Source organism: Paenibacillus hunanensis (genome assembly GCF_014645615.1).
Taxonomy (GTDB): Bacteria; Bacillota; Bacilli; order Paenibacillales; family Paenibacillaceae; genus Saccharibacillus; species Saccharibacillus hunanensis.
On the sequence record NZ_BMMB01000002.1, the window covers coordinates 314,788 to 334,449 of the forward strand.

Consider the following 19,662-nt stretch of genomic DNA (forward strand, 5'->3'; position numbering starts at 1 on the left):
AAGGGAAAAGGACGACTTACAGTGTTAGCGATTTTCTAACACGGGGTTCAATGAAGAGTGATTTTTGCGAAGCAAAATATCTTACAGCTTTGGAGCCGCGGGAATCTTCATTTACACCCCATTCCAAAAGATTCCCGCGGCTCCACCCGAGTCCGTTCCCTTATTCCTTGCCGGAGTGGTGCCCCCATTTCACATTAAAATCATTCAAGAAACCTACTATATCCTTTGGACATTCTCATCTCTTTTATATGCTTATGTCTTTGTATTTCAGCCCCTGCCTCTATACTTCCAAACACCCCCACAAAACATTGCACAACACCACTCTGTCCCTCCCTCCACCCAGCAAAACTTTAAAATTTGCACAATTCATCACTTCCAAGCTACCTCTCCAAACACAATTCAGGTATAGTAGAAGTTACTGTAATTTATTTCCTGATGAGGAGTGTACAGCATGAGATCAATCTGCGTATTCGCCGGTTCCGGCACAGGACATCATCCCGACTATATGGAGCAGGCTGCACGTCTGGGCAGTCATATCGCTGGACTTGGCTATCAGCTAATCTATGGTGGATCACGCTTAGGTTTGATGGGTGCAGTAGCCGATGCGGCGCTCGCTTCTGGCGGTAAGGTAATAGGTATTATGCCAGAGGGTCTGTTGCATGGCGAGCGTGCGCATCAGGGATTAACCGAGCTCATTCGTGTAGGCAGCATGCATGAACGTAAAGCGATGATGCAGCAAACCGCAGACGCGTTTATCTCGTTACCCGGTGGTCTGGGCACATTAGAAGAGCTATTCGAGGTGCTGTGCTGGTCACAAATTGGCATCCATAATAAGCCGCTTGGCCTGTACAATATTCGCGGGTATTATGAGCCACTGCTCCAGATGCTTCAGCATAGTGTGCAGGAGGGCTTTACCGGTGCCAGCTGCATGCAGCGTTTATTCATATCGACCGATCCGAAGGAGCTAATTCAGGCGGTTAGTCACGAACTGCCGCCTACTGCCGATCTGCGCTGGAAAGCAGCGGACGATCAAGCCGATCAGCTAGAATAGCCCAGCGGTAGGTTGTACCTTGATGCCGACTCAGCACTACATCCGTTTGAAAAATAAAGCGGGCTTCCCCATCTCATATGATGAGGAAGCCCGCTTTTTCGCTATGATATGATCCCTCTATGCTGAATCATCTGTTACTATCCTATATCTATTACTGTCCTATCGTTGTTCCTGCATATCATGTACTTTGAGTGCGTTTCGATATCATTCCTCGCCATTCACAGCAACTGATCATCATTGATGGTCAGCAGTCATGATTGATAGCTAGCAGTCATGCGAAGATAGATTATGTCAGCACACGAGACACAGCATGCTGTAGCTGCGACGACATCGCATCCAGCTCCTCTGAGCCTGCTGCCAGATTTTCCAACTCTCCAGCAGCTGTCTCCGATACCTCCAGCACCTGACGCGAAGCACTTAACGTATGCTCCATTGTGCTTTCCAGCTGATTCAGCATCTGCTTCACCTCGCGCGCATGTTCGACCTTTTGCTTGGCGATTACCGATACTTCCTGAATACTTGCCGATGTCGTACCAATCGCGCCCCAGATCGCTTCCAATGCTTCTTCTGACGATTTGGCAGCAATTCTGCCTTCTTCTAGCTGGGTACGGCCATTATTCAGCATATCGATGGCCTGTGTGAGGGAATCACTGATTTTGCTTGTAAAATCTTCTACAGCGCCTGCACCCTCACTCGCTTGCTCAGCCAGTATACGTACCTCGGAAGCGACGACAGCAAAGCCGCGGCCTGCCTCGCCTGCACGAGCTGCCTCGATCGAAGCATTAAGGGCAAGCAGATTGGTCGAGCGGGCAATACCAGAGATCGTTGCCGCAATCTGGCGAATCTCCTGGGAGTACTCCTGTAGCTTACCTACGATCTGTGCATTTTGCTGTGATGTCTGAGCGAAGGTTTCCAGTGCCTGAATCGTCTGCTCCATCGTTTCTTTACCACGCAGCGCCGTTTCCTGCGTATATTGCGAATCCTGCACAGCACCATCTACTCGCAGTGCTGCCTGTGAGATCAGAGTAGACAGTAAGTTCACGGTATGAACGGATTGCTGGACGACCGTATGACCGGTACGTGCATTGTCGTTCATTTCCTTATTACTCAGCACGACCTGACTGTAGGAGCTGCTCATCTCCTCCAGCGAGCGTGAGAACTGCTCCGAAGACGCACTAATACTATTAGCTGTTGTGTACATATTTTGACGGATATCCTGCATAAGTGAACCCAGATTTTCCATCATCCCCTGAATGGCAGTAGACAGACGTCCAATCTCGTCCCGACTCTGTACTTTGGGCAATTCCACCTGCAAGCTACCGCCTGCAACCTGCTCTGCTGCACGGGTGATCATAACGAGCGGACGCAACAGGCGACGGGTCAGCAGCCAGATCACCAGAATCGCAGCAATGACCTCAATCGCAATGAACACCATAATGTTATTACGGAAGTGTGCAGTGGCCTGCTCATACGGTGCATTAGGCACGCCAACATACCAGATCCCAATGATCTGGCCGGATGCATCTTGGAGTGGAACATAGGCTGCCTGATTCGTATGACCGACCACTTCAGCTACGCCCATATACGATTGACCCTGCTTCAATACGATGTTACCGACCTTTTCGGAAATTTGCGTTCCGACTGCACGGCTGCCATCTTCCTTCACTACATTGGTTGCAATGCGTGTATCATTTTGGAATAGCGTGGCGGTATCACCTGTCTTTTGACCGAATGTATCCAGCCATTCCATATTATTATTCATTATGGTTGTGCCTTTATACAGCTTTTCTCCCTGAATCGACCATTCCCCGGGATACAGGGCATCCAATAGCAGCAATCCGGTATCCAAATCGCCTTGTAGCTTTTTCTGCGCTGCCTGTTGTAGCTGTGTACTTGCCTGTTGCACAGCATAATAGCCCAGCAATCCACTTCCTAGCAGGATCACCAGACAGACTGATAATATAATCTTAGCCTTAAAACTCATCTTTCCCATCTCTTCGATAACTCTCCTGTCTTATTAATGCTATATCATGATTGCATGCCGCAGAAGAACGATAATACACTTTGCGGACCGATCAGATCGCCTCAGTCATCATGTATGCCTGAATAAGTTCGTAAAAGTGACTGACTGTTCATTTATCGGACGAGAGTGGTCGCTAAGTTAATATATTTAGTTAAAATTTTGATTTTTTTCATGAAATAATTTATTTATTTTCAGCAAATCCTCCCTCTACATATCCAGTATGTCCATTCTCTTGCTCTATGTACAATTACATACATACAAAAAAGCCCAAACCTCCGATCACTCGGCGTTCAGGCTGGTTCATCACGTAGTTGCATTTCTCTACGCTATTTAGAAATTCTTGCTTTGTACATCTTGGTATTCCATTGAAAACTTCATGCTTCAAGCTCCATGAAAATTCGACCTGTTGATCCTATTACATACGATCTATATTACATACGCTCACTATCATATCTTTACTGTTGTTCGTATAATCTAATCGCTTAAAGCTAGACAGCCCTTATCTAATGCTCAATCCGGACGCTCTAGCAAATAATAATAGATCAGACACAGATGACATACAAACTGCTCATGCGCATCATTCAGATCAAAGCCCGCAATCTCGCGAATACGCTCCAGCCGATATTTGACCGAATTGCGATGAATGAATAGCTGTGCCGCTGTATCCATCAGACTGCCACGACTTTCTAAGTAAAAGAATAGCGTTCGCAGCAGATCACTATTATGCTCCTCATCGTATTGCTTGAGTTTACCAAGCTTACGATCAAATAGCTCACCAAAGCCACGCTCATCCACCGTTGCACGCAGCAAATGATAAATCTCAATATCCTTGTATGCTGTCATCGCACCACCGCCACTCAAGCGGCTGGAAATAGATAGCGAGTGCCTTGCCTCACTGTAGCTCTCGTGAATATCCCACAGCCAGGTCGGACGTCCAATGCCCGCGCGATATCCAGTGAGCATCCCCTGACGATCCTCCAGCCAGCCGCCTACAATCGTTGTCCACGGAATAAGCTCCTGCTTACGCCGTGCCTCATGCTCATCGGCAGCAGCAGGCGTGGGGAGGAACAGAATCGCACGATTACTGCGAAACTCCACATGCGGACGGACTCCATAGCGAGCTGCTTCCGGCTCCAGCAATTGACTGATCCATTCTTCTTCTGGTGCAGTCTGCCCCTCAATTACGGCAACCTCCCATAGCTGAGATGGGTCCATACCAAGCTGACGACCGCGCTGCTCGACCTCATGACGCGGTGGTGTAGGTGGTGTCATCAGCTCGTCGATAAAGTTGCCCCGCAGCCGATGCCCGGTGTCCATAATAATTCGGTTACGCATCAGCTCCAGTGCCAGTACAAGCCGTGCCTGCTCGATGCCCGTTTCCTCCAGCGTATCGAGCGTTTCCTTATCTACGATCAAGGTGGCTACATTCCGACGATCCACCTGAATCGTTCGACGTAGCGGATGGATTGCATGACGATAATCCCAGCCAGCTGGAGAAGCCACAATCGTTGCGCCACTATTATCAATCACTGCAACCGGGGCTTTCAGCAAGCCGGACACATGATCATTTACCGCCTGAATACCGATATTTTCAAGCACCATGGCGGTCAGCTTACGGTAGACATCATCTGAATGCTGCTCTGCCACCGCCTGTCGGCTCACAATACGCGCTGACACCGCTTGAATAATTGCCGCATAATTCGTGCCATCCGGTAGCTCCAGCACAGGGAAGCCGTATTGCTCACTCGCCTGAACCGCCTCCATCGGCAGCACAGGTAAATAGCCATCTGGCTTGATCGCCAGACCTGCCGCTCCAAGTCCAGCCAGTGTTCGGATCATATGTGCTAGCCATGAAGGCTGATCACGTAAGCTATATCCGCTCGTCATAAGCAGCATGCCCGGCTTCACGCCCTGCTCCGGTTCGGGCAGCTCTAGTATATCGATTCCCTGTACAGCGCGCTTCAGCCCCTGTGCACCGCTAATCACGGACGCCCCCTGCATAATCGGCAGCTGTAGCAATTCACGTACGGTCATTTCTATTGTTGTCATTTCGGTTCACCGCCATTACATCCATTCATTACAGTCTGCGCTATCCAGTACACGATGCAGACTTATTTTCCTTCAACTAATTCTCCAGCACGCATGATCAGACGATCATCCAGATACACATCCGGTTGCTTCACAACGATATCGATATGTACGCCTGCGGCAATCGTTCCGCCAAACGTATTATTGCTGCCAAAGGCAACATGGATCGTACCATACACCTTCTCATCCTCCAGCACCACGCCGGTAATACGCGCCTTATCATTCGTCCCGATGCCAAACTCACCCAGCATCCGTCCCTGCTCATCACCTAGCATATTTAGCAGCTCAGTACCAAGTCCACCCTCCGCAGCGACCAGTCGTCCATGCTCGACTGTCAGCAGTAGTGGCTGTTCCAGCGCACCCAGACCTGCTACAGAGCCGTCTGCCAGCAATTGACCGGAGGCTGTGCCTTCCAGCGGTGCAATATAGGCTTCACCTGAAGGCAGATTCCCCGATTCTCCAGGATTCAAATACAGACCTGTGCTTGGTACACCTTCCCGATTTTCAATAGAAAAGGTAAACTGGTAGCCGCCCTTCTCGATCCGCACCGTGGAAGCTTCTGTAAGTAAGCCCGTTACCCGCTCTGTCAGCCTTTTCACTTCCGCATAATCTGCCGTAATCGCACCATGAGTGAACATATCCTCGGTAATTCCCGGCATCGTCGCTACTCGTGCACCTGCCGCTGCCGCCTGCTTACGGGCTGCGGTATGGGTTAAGGAATAACGTGTCACGCATACGACCACCGAAGCGTTCATCATTGCGACAGCAACGGATGCTGGTGGCTCTTCACCGGAGCGACTACGCTCCTGCATTACAACCAGCATCGATTCTGCGCCCAGACGCTTGCCGCCCTCATACAGCGCCTCTGCCAGCTCCTTACGACTATCATCAGTCACCACGACAAGCGATTCGCCCGCCTGCAAGCCCAGACAATCAATCAGCACATTTTTACTGATCTCAATTCGTTGTTCGTTCATCGTTCTCCATCCTTTACATTCAGGTTAGGTCATTTCTTAAGTGTATCATAACCGTCCATGCTTCGCTGTCCAGCAGTTTCCAATACCAGATCAACGTAAACTTTACTGACGTAAATTTCCGATATAAGTATCTTTATACAATCTCATTTCATTTAAATACAACAATTAAAGTTAAATAATATAACATAAAGTATAAATATACATTGTAGTTACTATCATTTGCTGTTAAAATTACGACTATAAAAATCCAGTAAACGGGGGAACCACTTTGAAAAAGCCATTCATGTTATTATTGTTCACACTCATTTTCGCGATGCTAGCTGGCTGTGGAGCACCACCGCCACAGGATACACCAGCCGCAGCAACCAGCGGAGAAAGCAGCAGCACAGAAACAGCAGCAACAGATGATACACCGATCAAGTTTGCTACAGATGCTTCGTATGCACCGATGGAGTTCATGGATCTGGATCAGGTGAAGGGCTTTGATATTGATTTCCTGGATGCCGTTATGAAGCAAGCGGGGATGAAATATGAAGTAACCAATACGGGCTGGGATACGATGCTGGAAAGTGTACGTCAGGGCACAGAGTACAAAGCTGGCATTTCCTCGGTATCGATTACTGCTGATCGTAAAGAAAGCTACTCCTTCTCCCTGCCTTATTTTGAATCGACCAATGTGATTATGGTCAAAGAAGGTAGCGATATCAAATCCGCACTTGATCTGAAAAATAAAAAAGTCGCTGTACAAAACGGAACGACCGCAGATATTCTCATGTCCGGTATTATGGGCAAGGACAACAGCAATCTGAGCCGCTTTGAGAGCAATGCACTGGCTCTGCTGGAGCTGGACAATGGTGGAGCAGACGCCGTAGTTGCGGACATCGCAATCGTTAACGAATATATTAAAAACAACCCGGATAAGAAGCTGGTCAGCATCAGCGATTCCAAGAACTTTAATTCTGAATACTATGGCATTCTATATCCAAAAGACAGCGAGCTGAAAGCCAAACTTGATCCGGCGATTCAGGCGATTATCGACAATGGCACCTATGCTGAAATCTACAAAAAATGGTTTGGCACTGAGCCGGATCTGACGAATCTGAAAGCAGAGATGGCTAAAGGCTAAAAGGAGCAGCAACGATGAGCGATTTTCGGATTGATATTATTCTGTACTATATACCGCTCCTGCTCAAAGGCACATTGCTGACAATTGGCGTGTCCATTGTCAGCATTTTGCTAGGCTCGGTGCTTGGACTAATCGTTGGCTTTGGGCGCATGTCGAGGCATGCGTACCTGCGGTTGCCAGCGGCGTGTTATATTAACTTTTTCCGTGGTACACCGCTGCTTGTGCAGATTTTGCTGGTGCACTTTGGCGTTGTTCCGCTGCTGATTGATCGGACAGACGTGCTCGTGGCAGCGATTCTTTCACTAACCCTCAATTCTGCCGGGTACAGCGCCGAGATTTTCCGTGCGGGTATTCAATCGGTAGAAAAGGGGCAAACGGAAGCCGCGCTGTCGCTGGGTATGAATCGCCGTCAGACGATGCGCTATATCATTTTGCCTCAAGCGATTAAACGTATGATCCCTGCATTCGGTAATGAGTTTATCGTGCTGATCAAGGACTCCTCCCTGCTAACGATTATTGCCGCCAAGGAACTGATGTATTATGCCAACCTGATGCGCGGGCAATATCTACGCATCTGGGAGCCGTATCTGACCGCCGCGCTTATTTATCTGATCCTCACTTATTCCTTGAGCAAGCTACTGGGCTGGTGGGAGCGGCGGATGAATCAATCGGAGCAGCATTGAGTCGGATGGATTAGATAGAGTTCAAGTATCGTGTACGTTCCATTGTAGATGCATTGTGATGATGGGCGATGAGCTTTAGACGGGCTTTAGACAGGCTTTAGATCAGCTCCAGAATAGTCATCATAAAAAAGCTCCAACACATTCGTTTTGCGGCATGTTCCTGTGCCTGCAACGATGGGTTGGAGCTTTTGAGTTTATTCCTTCTATATAAAAATCAGTGAACAAATTAGCTTTTAGGACTTAAAGCATAGTGCTTATCTTTTACCATCAGCTTGGCTATGCAGCTCTTAATACTCCACTTTCGAGCGTTATTGTTTACGTTGGATCATTATTTAGGATACGACCAGATCTATTACACGATCTCATCAACCGATCAGTACCTTCTCCTCTGGATAGCTGTACTTGGTCGGCTTATTATTACGCGCCAGTGCAAAGGCGAGTGCCAGCGGTCCCAGACGTCCAATATACATCGTAATGACCACGACGATCTTACCTTCTGGCGACAGATGTGGTGTCAGTCCCATCGAGGAGCCTACTGTACCGAACGCCGATACCGCCTCATAAAAGACCTCCAGAAACGTCGCGCTGGAGCCCTGCTCTGTGATCGTCAGCATGATCGTTAACACGACGACGATTCCAAGCGAGATCATAATAATCGCCAGCGCTCGAAATGCCGTATCAAAGCTGATTTTGCGGCGAAACGCATGAATCTCCGAACGTCCACGCACCACGCTATACAGACAGAGCAGCAAAATCGCAAACGTGTTAATCTTGATGCCGCCACCAGTCGATCCGCTCGCTGCACCGATGAACATCAACATAATAAACACAAACTGTGTCGCTGCCATCAGCCCGCCAATATCGACCGTATTATAACCTGCCGACCGCGGCATGACGCCCTGAAATAGGGCAGCCCAGATTTTGTCGCCCAGGCTGAGCGGTGCCAGTGTGGCTGGATTGTTCCATTCTACAATCATTACAAACATAAAGCCGAACACCGTCGCAATAAGCGAGGAGACGAGTACGAGCTTCGTATTCAAGGAAAATTTATGCCAGCGCCGCTTACGTAAAATATCCGTTACTACAATAAATCCAAGACCACCGATAACAAACAGCGTGATCACAACTGTATTCACAATCGGATCGCCTACATGCTCGGATAGACTATCTGGCTTCAAGGCAAAGCCAGCATTATTAAACGAGGAAATCGCATAAAATGCTCCATAATACCACGCCTTTTTCCAGCCAAGCTCTGGTGTCCAGTGGAGTGCCAGCGTAATCATCGCGACCGATTCCAATACAAAAGCGATCGAGAAAATATTCAGTGACAGCTTAACCAGCCCCTGCGTGGATACCGCATTGGTCGCCTGCTGAATGAGCAGACGCTGCTTCAAGCCAATCTGCTTGCCCAGCAAAACGGCAAACAAAATCCCGAAGGTCATAAAGCCCAGACCCCCGATCTGAATCAATACCATAATCACAACCTGTCCAAAAACCGAAAACGCCGTACCGGTATCGATGACCGCCAGCCCGGTCACACATACCGCCGATGTTGCCATGAACAATGCGTTCAGCCAGCCGACCGAATGTCCATGTGCACCTGAGATGGGAAGCATCAGCAGCACCGTGCCGATTGCAATCAGAATGGCAAAGCCCATTGGAATGAGCCTTGTCGGATGGACAAAGCTCTGCATTTGCCGGTTCATCCGGCGCACGGCTGCGTTTCTACCAATGCCTAGCATGTTTTACATTTCATCCTCTCAATGGAACGGACATTTCCCACCGCCCATTTGTTTACTTTGATTGATTTCGCTCCGATTCTGCTGATCGTCATGCGTATAGGAATCCATGTCCACCGTGCTCTGCTCGTACAACCGCTCCTGATAAAAGAAGTTCGGTGTGACGATTCGATTCGGATACGGACGATGGAAAATATGTGTTGTCGCTGGAGACATGGGCGGAATCAGCCATGTCCAGTTGCCCGTCACCTCACGCCCTGCCGCTTCCTCTCGTTCCTCGAATTTGCGGAACTGGGTAGCCGCGGTATGGTGATCGACAATGCTAACACCCGCTTTTTTGTAGGAGTATAACACAGCCGCATTCAGCTCGACCAGTGCTCGATCCTGCCATAGCGTGGACTTGCTGGACGTATCCAGCCCCATAAGACGCGCCATATCCGGTAGCAGATTATACCGATCCTCATCTGCAAAGTTGCGCGCTCCAATTTCAGTACCCATGTACCAGCCATTGAATGGCGCCGCCGTATACTGAATCCCACCGATATTCAGCCGCATTTCTGACACAATGGGAACAGCATACCATTTCAATTCCAGCTCTGTAAATGCCGGATAATCCGCATGCTCCATCGGCACCTCCAGCACATCCTCTGCCGGAATATCGTACAGCTGTGGCTTGCCGCCATATTCACTAATCACCAGCGGCAGCACGTCAAAGGAACCCTGGCCGCCCGTCCAGCCAAGCTCCTGACATTGCTTCGTAAACGCAAGCGATGCGGGATCGCCAACAATTCCATTTTCCGTCTCATATCCAGCATATCGGATCAGCTGATGGTTCCAGATGCGCACTTCATTGCCCTGCGGATCACGCGGACGGAAGATCGTAATTGTCGGGCGAATCTTACCGTCATTGGTCGCGTAGCGGATATGCTCCAGTAGCTCCTCTGCGATCGCGTCTGTTCCATGCACATGACGTGCATCACGCACGTCCAGCTTATCCCAGAATAGACGCCCAATGCAGCGATTGCTGTTGCGCCACGCCATCTTCGCGCCATGCTCTAGCTCTTCGATCGTGTGTGTATAGGTTCCTGTAGTTTGAATCGCTTCGTTAATCTCCATCAGTCGCTGCTCCGTCTCGTCTGCACGTTTGCCCAGCTCCTCGTAGCACTGGCGGATGAATGGTTCTGCCTTTTGCAGCAGCGGATAGGTTACCGCCATTACGTCCACTTCCTTCATACAATATAGATAACTTTAACCCTATGAAGACTTTTATATCCTCATTAAGACTTCTACATCCTCTTTGAACTCACATTATCAGCTATGAGCAAAGCATATAGCTATTGAAAACAGCCTATATGTACCAGATAAATCAATTTCTTATATTATTTTACTTTTTCCTAAAATTACGCGATGATAATAGGAGCGTCACTAGGCTTCTACGATACATATCGCTTCTTCTCCTGTGTGATGACCGCCTGATCAATCAGGAATGGTCGCGCAATCCATTATGAACGACTACATCATGATATGAATGAACGCATCATGAGGAAAGGTAGGCTTAAAATGAATAAAATACATGTCTATATCGCTGTATCTCTGTTGCTAGGTATCGGTATCTACGTTGCCAGCTCTCAGACCGCTACTGCACCGGTCTGGATTAATGATGAAGATGTGCAAGCTCTCGTTAAAGCTGAAAAGCTACATCTTATCACTCACACGATTGCCAACGATCTGCCGGAGCCGTTCGCTATTATCTTATATGAATCGAGCGATAAGATGGGAACAGGAATCGTTACAACTAAAAATGATAAGCTACAATTCCAAAAAGAAATAGAAACCAATCGTGACAAAATATCTACAGTTAAGCATTTAGGCAGAACGACAGGCTACCCGTACACAGCCGTTGTAGTCAATGATCAAAGCTTGCTCCAGCCCTCTAACATACTATCGGTACAATTGGCGAATGGTTATACGGAAAAAATTTCCTTAGCTCATACCAACGCTCATGTGTTTATAGATAAAGAGCATCCAAACTCTTATACGGCTCTAACTCAGGTACAGATTAAAAATAGCTCTGGCAAATCGCTATACGCATATAATGATTAAGCATATGTACCCAAAAAGCACCAATCCATCTTGCATCAAGACGGATCGGTGCTTTTTTTATCGTGCTATATTCATTTTAGTATGATGAATTAACGTCCCAGGTATGCGTTCAGCATCCAAGCCGCTTTTTCAACGTCTGCGCGGATTCCTGTCAGCAGATCAGCTGTTGGATGGTCGCTCAGCTGCTCAGCCAGACCGATCGCTTCGCTCATTTCGCCGGACAGTGTTGCATAGTCTTCTACGATTGCACTTACCATTGCACTTGCAGATTCGCTACCTGTAGCTTCCAGCAGTGTAGCGGTTTCCAGTTGTTCTTTCAGTGTCGCTACTGGACGACCACCGATTGCCAGCAGGCGCTCTGCTACATCATCCATATGCAGTGTTGCTGCATCGTACAGCTCTTCGAATTTGGCATGCAGGGTGTAGAAGTTCTCGCCTTTTACATACCAGTGGAAGTTGTGCAGCTTCGTGTAAAGAACAGACCAGTTCGCAATTTGTACGTTCAGGGCGTTATAGAGGGCTTCCAGTTGTGTAGTCTCAGATGTATGGGATTGGTTATTTACTGTTGTCATGTTAGGTTCCTCTTTTCTTTATTTTAAATTTAGACTTATTCTAATTCTTGATTTAATCATAGCAGATGGGATTGAATTTGAAAAGTCTAATTTTAAAAAAATTTAGCTGTACGATGCCAGCGGAGACAACCATACGGTTCCTGTGCCGCGATACACGTTCACAAGCCCTTCACCAGAAGCGGCAGAGCCAATTTTGGTCTTACCAGACTTCTCGACGGTAAATTTGAGCGTGTTCGACCACATCATTGCAAAGTTGCCGTCTACCTTCAGCTCGTCATTTTCAAGCTCGACCACGACCGTTTCCTCTGCGGGTACAGGTGCTTCCAGTGCCAGTACGCCCTTCCCCTTGGCCGTCATATTGAATAACCCTTCGCCCCCCAGTGCGGCGGAGGAGAAATTGCTACGTGCGGTTACGCCGATATTGAGCGAGGTATCGCAAGCAAGGAACAGTCCATCCTCGATCACAACTTCATCATTGTCCACATCGATCAGCCAGATGTAGTTATACGTTGGCTCCAGCATAATCATGCCTGTACCGCGATAATGTGGTTTAACAGTACCTGTGCCGCTCGCTGCTGATTTGAACATGCCGCTTACCAGACCGCCCAGGCCATTGATCCCTGTCGTCATTTCCATCCGTCCAATCGTATATTGCATCGCGCCTGCCTTCATCATAATCTCGCTATTGTTCAGCTCGATCATCAGCTGCTTGCGTCGCATATTGCTCTGAGACATATAATATTGAGCGGTTGCGTCCATAACCGATGTACAGCTCAGATCCTTTATGTATTCCAGTACGGTAAAGCCACCCAGCTTCTCACGAATCACCGTGTTACTGTTGTCTGTTAGATTGTTTATTCTAAACCCCATTTGAAAGCCTCCTTTGGTCGTTGTACACTTTTTGACTCTGCAACATCATTCTTCATTGAATAGCATGTTGGAAAAGCACTGGCACAATACATCGTGATAGGACAACATCGCTACACAACAAGTTCATAGCACCATCGAAGATGGCATGGCGGCTGCACTGACATGGCAGCTATCCTTATCTTAACCAAACTTGCCAGTCAGGGAAATATACATTTTTAGCCCTAATTACATCGACAGCGTTCGACCGTTAGATGTGTATCCAAATCGTGTTTCTTCTATTGAAAGCGATTACTTTATACAGGGGCAGGCTTTTGTCTAGCGCTTTCGATTCAGAACCTTGCCATTAGCCCTAAAAGCGACGTCGTTCCGTGCAAAAAGCGTAAATTGACGAGCATCTATCTTTTCTCATACTATATAGAAGCGAGTTCATCTTGGACGAAGCAGCATGTATAGGATGGTTACTCATTCGATCATTATCAATTCAGTCCAATCGTGTTTGCCTATTCGCAGACACACATCCAAAGGAGGTCCATTCGTGGATATTATTTCAGCCATTATTATGGGTATTATTGAGGGGCTTACCGAGTTCCTGCCGGTATCCAGTACAGGGCATATGATCCTGACTGCTTATCTGCTCGGGCTTAACGAGAACTCCGAACAGGTCAAAACCTTCGAAATTGTCGTTCAGCTCGGTGCCGTACTCGCCGTTGTTGTACTCTACTGGCGCAAGTTTATCGATATTCTGATGACGATTCCGGACGTGTTTCGGGGAAGGGTCAAGCAAGGCAATGGTATTGCAGCACCCCGCCGCCTGAACATTTTACATATTGCTCTTGCGATGCTGCCAGCAGTCGTTGTTGGTCTGCTACTGCACGATGTGATCAAAAAGTATCTGTTCGGCCCACAAACAGTTGTATACAGCCTCGTGGTCGGCGGCTTGCTGATGATCTATGCGGAATGGCGTAAAGGTCGTAGCGCCGGCGAAATGACGGTCGACGATATTACGTACAAGCAGGCATTTGGTATCGGTCTATTCCAGTGTCTCGCACTATGGCCGGGCTTCTCGCGTTCTGGCTCGACGATCTCCGGTGGTATCCTGCTTGGCGTATCGCATACCGCAGCAGCGGAATTTACATTCCTTGTGTCTGTACCGGTTATGTTCGGCGCAACAGGCTTGGATCTGTATAAAAGTGCGCAGTACTTGAGCATGGACGACTTTGGCTTCTTTGCAGCTGGCTTTATCGCTGCCTTTATCGTTGCGATGGTTGCGATTAAAACCTTCCTGAGCTTGCTGAAACGCCTGTCACTGACTGTATTTGCAGTGTATCGCTTTGTACTGGCGATCGTTTTCTTCATTTTGCTTGCTTCATAATAACGAGGACAGGCAAACGGTCGATGTTTACCGCTGTATCGGTTAGAAGCTAGCTGATTATGATGTCATTAGCATATCTAACTCTATATTAAATGAGAAGAAATGCCTGCCCTCTGTGGTGGGCTTTTTTTGCGTATTTGTGTCTTTTCGTTTTTGATCATCCTCATTACCGCCTATCCAATCGCATAATCATTCATATACCAACATGAATATAAAAAATTGATGTGCTTTTGAAACCTGCTGCGTTACAATACGTATACACGATTAGCTGCGCATTCGGCGTTGATCGATGCGTGTTTTCCGACAGAGATGGACGTTTGGAACGTTTATTTTTGTCGGTTCTTCATTTGTCGGCTCTTTCAAGCATCGGCAGATGGATAATCGCTGTACAGCTTGTCTGCGATCATCGCTAACGAATCGGCAGACAGGACTATCAAAGGACGGACATACCGTCATTTAAATGGGAGATGCTCATTGGACAATTTACCTTCACGAAGGCGGCAGATGAGTGCGTTTGCCTTCGGTCTAATCATGTTTTTGTTTTGTGTGCCGTTTCAGTCGGCAGACGAAACAGACTATGATTTTGCTGTAACGAACGGAATCGCTCCAGGCTCCTTGCTATCCGGTCATGCACGCTTTGTGCACGATGGTGGGGATACGCCGGAACCGAGCGGCGGGATCTCGCTTAGCGTGATATTCAGCCTCGTTCTGTTATCTGCATTAGATCGCACTCATCTGCTTTCCTGTATACCTCTCTTGCTCAAGCGTCTGCTGCTGGCAGCGCTCAAGTACCGGTCGAATTATATGGAGGCTCCACAGATGATACACACCTGATGTCTTACTCTGTTGGAACGCTTATGACACCTGCTAGTGTTGCATTATCCATATAATGAATCGGTGCGTACAGCCGTATCTGTTCCTTGCTTCACCGTAAGGACAATTGATACATGGACTGTGCGCGGAGGGAGAGAATTTTTTTGACGGACAGTGGTATTAATATAGGCTTGAATTTAACATTATTTATTATTTTGATTATTATGACGGCATTTTTCGTTGTGGTGGAATTTGCGATTGTAAAGGTACGTAGTAGTCGCATCGATCAGCTGATCGCAGAAGGCAACAAAAATGCTCGTTATGCCAAGCAGGTAATCTCTAATCTGGATGGTTATCTGTCTACGTGTCAGCTCGGAATTACGATTACCGCGCTCGGTCTGGGTATGCTCGGGGAACCGACGGTTGAAGCAGCGCTGGAGCCGTTATTCCACGATATGAATGTGCCGGCTGCACTGTCTCATGTGCTATCCTATGCGATTGCCTTGATTCTGGTCACGTATTTCCACGTGGTTGTTGGTGAATTGACACCGAAGACAATTGCGCTGCGTAAAGCAGAAATGGTCACGCTGTACACCGCGCGTCCGATCATTCTATTTAACCGTGTAATGTATCCGTTTATCTGGATATTGAACGGTTCTGCCAACCTGCTGCTCAAGCTGATCGGTTTGCGTCCAGCAAGCGAGGGTGACGAAGCACATAGTGAGGAAGAGCTGCATATTCTGCTGAATGAAAGCTATGAGAGCGGTAAAATCAACCAGAGTGAATATGGCTACGTTAGCCGTATCTTCGCCTTTGATGAGATGATCGCCAAGGAGCTGATGGTGCCGCGTACCGATATGGTCTGCCTGTTTACCGATAAGACACCGGAGGAAAACCGCGAAATTATTCGCCGTGAGCAATATACGCGCTTTCCGGTTGCTGAGGGCAGCAAGGATAATATCGTCGGTATGGTGAATACGAAGCAATTCTTCCTTGCCGCTGAGGAAAAGAAGGATCTGCATATCGCTTCCCTCATTCATCCGGTGATGTCAGTATCCGAGACGATTCCAGTCAAAGACCTGCTCAAACGGATGCAACGTGAAGGTACACATATCGCGATTCTGGTCGATGAATATGGCGGTACATCCGGTCTGGTCACGATCGAGGACATTCTAGAGGAGATCGTCGGTGAGATTCGCGATGAGTTCGATGCGGATGAAGAAGATGAGATTCAGCGTGTAGAGGAAAATCGCCTAATCGTCGATGGTAAAGTGTTCATCAATCGCGTGAACGATATTTTGAATATCGAGCTGAATGATGATGAGCTGGATACGATTGGTGGCTGGTTGTATGGACAGCGTCCAGACCTTCCAGTTGGCGCTGTATACGAGTTTGAGAATCTGACGATTCGTGTCCTACGCCGTGGTGTACGTCGTTACCGCAAACTGGAAATCACACGTCATCTGTCTGATTCAGAATTGGCAGAAAACGAAGACGAGTAAATAAAATAACAAAGTAATACGAAACGAACTTAAAATAAATCAAAAAAAGTATCCAATATCTATGGATACTTTTTTTGATTTGGTATTTTACCCCAATCAATTTACTGTTATTTCTTTTTATAATACGACCAAATCAATACTAAAGAAATAATAAATAATATCAAAGGGATCACGACTAAACTCGAAGCAAAATAAGTAAAAGTATAATCTCCATTCATACGTCCACTCTCAATTAAAAGCAATCGATATTCTGTAAGTAATTGTATTAAAAAAAACATAACCATACTTGTAATAAAAAAATATATGCCTATTCTTCCCACAACAACTATTCACCTCCATTTCATTACCTAGTATGATAAGGCAGGTGGACAAAAAATTGCTGATACACAAGTAGTAACAATATACAAATTTGATGGTATTGATTTTAGAACAACACGTATTAATTAAATACTACACAGCTATATTGAGTTTTAAATTTATAAAACTGAAATTCAAATACTTAATAACAAAAAGGAAAGTTGTAAAAGCAACTTTCCTTTTTGTTGGATATATTGCTCAATACTAATTGAAAAACGATTAATATAGACTATTACTTTGCAACACATTCGGCTGCTCGCCTCGCATCAGACTGCCCCATTTTACATACAATCGATACGCAGCCCCACTATCCAGTAATGCCTTCGCATCATATACACCCTCTTCAATCGAGCCAGAACGCCCTGCCAGATATAGACGATAGGCGCTGTTCAGCAGCACCTGATTATAAAAGGCTCTGTCCGCCTGCCCTGACAGTACCTGCTCGGTCACACGAATCTGTGTCTCTGCTGTCCACTCCATCTCTGGTACAGACATATCAAGGTAATAGGCCTCGGGATCAATAATTTCCAGTCGCGCCTCCCCATGCTCTACCGCGTACGTACGTGTCGGACGATCAATAAACAAATCCTCGGATCCTTCCGGCCCCTGTACGATAAAAGCACGCTCATAATCAAGCCGCAATAACAGACGAGACATGCGCTCGAAAAATGTATTGTGAAATACGCCATATACGAGATACGGCGAATAGCTGTAATTCATCAGCTTCTCTGCGGTATTTAACACGGTACGCACACCGATCTGCTCTCGCAGCTCTCGTAACTCGCCCAGTGACGGACACCATTGCTCGGCAGCAACGAATAGCAGTCCCGTTTCGTTGCCAGCATGTAATGCCTGTTCACGTGTGAGTGAAGCGGTATCTACTCCCATCTGGCGCAGCAGTACAGGAAGCGTCACTCCCCATTTTGGTGGTAATGGCTCGCTCCCATGCAGGGTTACCGGAACGCCTGCTGCTGCCAGTACAAACGAGGTCGCAAAGCCAGCGATAAAGGATTTGAGTCGACCATCATAGGGGCCAGCGCAGTCTATACCGCCCTTTTTAAACGAGCTACGCAGCGCCATCTGTCGGCATACGTCCACAAATGCCTGCATCTCGTCTACGTTTTCCATTTTCATACGCTCTGCCATAAAAAAGGCACCGATCTGCACATCGGTCGCTTCGCGATTCATAATCATGCTCGCCACATGAAGTGACTCTTCATAGGTCAGGTCTCGTGAACCGCGCTTGCCGCGTCCAACTTCCTTCAGTATCTCGGTCATGTTCATGTCTGGTTTCTTCCTCCCTGCTCTACGATTGCAGTAGCTGATGCGCTTTGACGATGGCGGTAGCGACATCGACCATGCGTTTACGTTCGTTCATCGCCTTTTTGCGTAAGATATCATATGCCTCTGCTTCGGAAATCTGCTTCATATCGGCCAAAATGCCTTTGGCCATATCGATCCATTTACGCTCCTCCAGCCTGGACTGCAATTGCTTGCGCTCACTTATCCACTGCTGGCGCTCTATACATTGACGTGCAGCAAAATGCAGCGCCCAGTGTAGCTCACGATCACGCATCGTTGGCGTCAAAATACCATCGATCGCGATCTCCGTCTCACATGCCTCTACAGATTCAGATGCTGTGTCCGGGCTACACCACCATAGCATCGGGATCGGTCTCGCTTGGCACAATAGCTTCTCCCAATCTGGAATATCTTCAATCGGCAAATCCAAAATGGCAGCATCCGCTTCACTTAGCATTTTCAAGACAGCCGTCGAGCTGTCGTCTCCATCGGCGACCAGCACCTGATAACCGTTGTTGCCCAGCAGCAGCTCAGGGTATATCATGCCTGATGCAATCTGATCCGGATCGTAGATGTTCTTTTCCATTCGGATAATGAGTAACGAACGCATTATGCAGATGCTCCCTCCTGTCATCTCTATCCCCAGCATGTGATAACGTCTCTAAATTTACGTGTTTGCGCGATGTTTACCTTTATATCGTACAGTCTGGATGTCTAATAGTTAGATGAGTAGTTTAGTAACTGAATTGCTTTTTATGATATATAATCTAACATATAAACTCGAATTATACGATAGCCTTTTACGAATAAAAAAGATGAAAATAGCGAATATTCACCTTTATATATTCCTTAAATGTATAGAAAACCTTAATATAAAGCTATTCTCCTACTCGAATATTTTGATATTTTTCATGTAAACATAATTAACTTGCAATTTCAAATAAAATTTTTATGTTATTTATATTGACATGTAAATCAACTTCTTTTATAGTTAAGCGCATATTCAAGCAACGACAAAGGATACAATGATGTATCCATACTGGACGGCAATGAAGCCTGTTCCGTGCTTGCTCGCGACATGTGT

At 47.2% G+C, this 19,662-nt stretch carries 16 protein-coding genes; 7 read left to right on the forward strand and 9 right to left on the reverse strand.

Annotated elements, in window-relative coordinates; all coding sequences use genetic code 11:
• Positions 1–451 precede the first annotated feature (451 nt).
• Positions 452–1,051 (forward strand): LOG family protein, encoded by a 600-nt coding sequence (locus IEX62_RS04850; protein WP_188774289.1) that lies wholly within the window; start codon positions 452–454, stop codon positions 1,049–1,051.
• 286 nt (positions 1,052–1,337) lie between these two features.
• Here IEX62_RS04850 and IEX62_RS04855 read toward each other — a convergent pair whose 3' ends face one another.
• The 3 genes from IEX62_RS04855 to IEX62_RS04865 all read right to left on the reverse strand — a co-directional run bounded on the left by IEX62_RS04855 (position 1,338) and on the right by IEX62_RS04865 (position 6,139).
• Complete coding sequence (locus IEX62_RS04855) at positions 1,338–3,035, reverse strand: methyl-accepting chemotaxis protein (protein WP_188774290.1); 1,698 nt, start codon at positions 3,033–3,035, stop codon at positions 1,338–1,340.
• Positions 3,036–3,584: 549 nt separating this feature from the next.
• Complete coding sequence (locus IEX62_RS04860; protein ID WP_188774291.1) at positions 3,585–5,123, reverse strand: PucR family transcriptional regulator; 1,539 nt, start codon at positions 5,121–5,123, stop codon at positions 3,585–3,587.
• 62 nt (positions 5,124–5,185) lie between these two features.
• On the reverse strand, positions 5,186–6,139 hold the full coding sequence (locus IEX62_RS04865; RefSeq protein WP_188774292.1) for an aminopeptidase: 954 nt from the start codon (positions 6,137–6,139) through the stop codon (positions 5,186–5,188).
• A 268-nt stretch (positions 6,140–6,407) separates the two neighbouring features.
• Between IEX62_RS04865 and IEX62_RS04870 the strand changes: the two genes are divergently transcribed.
• Both IEX62_RS04870 and IEX62_RS04875 read left to right on the forward strand, forming a co-directional pair.
• The gene (locus IEX62_RS04870; RefSeq protein ID WP_229685618.1) at positions 6,408–7,265 is read left to right on the forward strand and encodes a basic amino acid ABC transporter substrate-binding protein; all 858 of its coding nucleotides are present in this window, start codon (positions 6,408–6,410) and stop codon (positions 7,263–7,265) included.
• A gap of 14 nt (positions 7,266–7,279) precedes the next feature.
• The gene (locus tag IEX62_RS04875) at positions 7,280–7,948 is read left to right on the forward strand and encodes an amino acid ABC transporter permease (RefSeq protein ID WP_188774293.1); all 669 of its coding nucleotides are present in this window, start codon (positions 7,280–7,282) and stop codon (positions 7,946–7,948) included.
• Positions 7,949–8,313: 365 nt separating this feature from the next.
• Here IEX62_RS04875 and IEX62_RS04880 read toward each other — a convergent pair whose 3' ends face one another.
• Complete coding sequence (locus IEX62_RS04880; protein WP_188774294.1) at positions 8,314–9,690, reverse strand: TrkH family potassium uptake protein; 1,377 nt, start codon at positions 9,688–9,690, stop codon at positions 8,314–8,316.
• A gap of 18 nt (positions 9,691–9,708) precedes the next feature.
• Positions 9,709–10,902: a nitric oxide synthase oxygenase gene (locus IEX62_RS04885; RefSeq protein WP_188774295.1), complete on the reverse strand. Its 1,194-nt coding sequence runs from the start codon at positions 10,900–10,902 to the stop codon at positions 9,709–9,711.
• A 345-nt stretch (positions 10,903–11,247) separates the two neighbouring features.
• Between IEX62_RS04885 and IEX62_RS04890 the strand changes: the two genes are divergently transcribed.
• Entirely contained in the window at positions 11,248–11,790 is a 543-nt protein-coding gene (locus IEX62_RS04890) for a hypothetical protein (RefSeq protein WP_188774296.1), read from the forward strand.
• A gap of 89 nt (positions 11,791–11,879) precedes the next feature.
• Here the strand turns inward: IEX62_RS04890 and IEX62_RS04895 are convergent, their stop codons facing one another.
• Positions 11,880–12,362: a Dps family protein gene (locus IEX62_RS04895; RefSeq protein WP_188774297.1), complete on the reverse strand. Its 483-nt coding sequence runs from the start codon at positions 12,360–12,362 to the stop codon at positions 11,880–11,882.
• A 102-nt stretch (positions 12,363–12,464) separates the two neighbouring features.
• The gene (locus IEX62_RS04900; RefSeq protein ID WP_188774298.1) at positions 12,465–13,232 is read right to left on the reverse strand and encodes an AIM24 family protein; all 768 of its coding nucleotides are present in this window, start codon (positions 13,230–13,232) and stop codon (positions 12,465–12,467) included.
• 535 nt (positions 13,233–13,767) lie between these two features.
• Between IEX62_RS04900 and bacA the strand changes: the two genes are divergently transcribed.
• The 3 genes from bacA (at position 13,768) to IEX62_RS04915 (ending at position 16,919) form a co-directional block, all read left to right on the forward strand.
• Positions 13,768–14,604: an undecaprenyl-diphosphate phosphatase gene (gene bacA, locus IEX62_RS04905; protein ID WP_188774299.1), complete on the forward strand. Its 837-nt coding sequence runs from the start codon at positions 13,768–13,770 to the stop codon at positions 14,602–14,604.
• Positions 14,605–15,078: 474 nt separating this feature from the next.
• Positions 15,079–15,438, forward strand: coding sequence for a hypothetical protein (locus IEX62_RS04910; protein ID WP_188774300.1), 360 nt, complete (start codon positions 15,079–15,081; stop codon positions 15,436–15,438).
• Positions 15,439–15,551: 113 nt separating this feature from the next.
• Complete coding sequence (locus IEX62_RS04915) at positions 15,552–16,919, forward strand: hemolysin family protein (RefSeq protein ID WP_188774301.1); 1,368 nt, start codon at positions 15,552–15,554, stop codon at positions 16,917–16,919.
• A 576-nt stretch (positions 16,920–17,495) separates the two neighbouring features.
• Here the strand turns inward: IEX62_RS04915 and IEX62_RS04920 are convergent.
• Positions 17,496–18,560 carry an anthranilate phosphoribosyltransferase gene (locus IEX62_RS04920; RefSeq protein WP_188774302.1) on the reverse strand — a complete coding sequence of 355 codons (1,065 nt, stop codon included), beginning with the start codon at positions 18,558–18,560 and terminating at the stop codon, positions 17,496–17,498.
• A 22-nt stretch (positions 18,561–18,582) separates the two neighbouring features.
• Positions 18,583–19,188, reverse strand: a complete 606-nt coding sequence (locus IEX62_RS04925; RefSeq protein ID WP_188774303.1) for an ANTAR domain-containing response regulator — start codon at positions 19,186–19,188, stop codon at positions 18,583–18,585.
• Positions 19,189–19,662: the final 474 nt, after the last annotated feature.

Bases quoted from the DNA above. Each gene is read 5' to 3' on its own strand.
- IEX62_RS04850 (WP_188774289.1), top strand. From the start codon at position 452: ATGAGATCAATCTGCGTATTCGCCGGTTCCGGCACAGGACATCATCCC.
- IEX62_RS04855 (WP_188774290.1), bottom strand. From the start codon at position 3,035: ATGAGTTTTAAGGCTAAGATTATATTATCAGTCTGTCTGGTGATCCTG.
- IEX62_RS04860 (WP_188774291.1), bottom strand. From the start codon at position 5,123: ATGACAACAATAGAAATGACCGTACGTGAATTGCTACAGCTGCCGATT.
- IEX62_RS04865 (WP_188774292.1), bottom strand. From the start codon at position 6,139: ATGAACGAACAACGAATTGAGATCAGTAAAAATGTGCTGATTGATTGT.
- IEX62_RS04875 (WP_188774293.1), top strand. From the start codon at position 7,280: ATGAGCGATTTTCGGATTGATATTATTCTGTACTATATACCGCTCCTG.
- IEX62_RS04880 (WP_188774294.1), bottom strand. From the start codon at position 9,690: ATGCTAGGCATTGGTAGAAACGCAGCCGTGCGCCGGATGAACCGGCAA.
- IEX62_RS04885 (WP_188774295.1), bottom strand. From the start codon at position 10,902: ATGGCGGTAACCTATCCGCTGCTGCAAAAGGCAGAACCATTCATCCGC.
- IEX62_RS04890 (WP_188774296.1), top strand. From the start codon at position 11,248: ATGAATAAAATACATGTCTATATCGCTGTATCTCTGTTGCTAGGTATC.
- IEX62_RS04895 (WP_188774297.1), bottom strand. From the start codon at position 12,362: ATGACAACAGTAAATAACCAATCCCATACATCTGAGACTACACAACTG.
- IEX62_RS04900 (WP_188774298.1), bottom strand. From the start codon at position 13,232: ATGGGGTTTAGAATAAACAATCTAACAGACAACAGTAACACGGTGATT.
- IEX62_RS04915 (WP_188774301.1), top strand. From the start codon at position 15,552: ATGGACTGTGCGCGGAGGGAGAGAATTTTTTTGACGGACAGTGGTATT.
- IEX62_RS04920 (WP_188774302.1), bottom strand. From the start codon at position 18,560: ATGAACATGACCGAGATACTGAAGGAAGTTGGACGCGGCAAGCGCGGT.
- IEX62_RS04925 (WP_188774303.1), bottom strand. From the start codon at position 19,188: ATGCGTTCGTTACTCATTATCCGAATGGAAAAGAACATCTACGATCCG.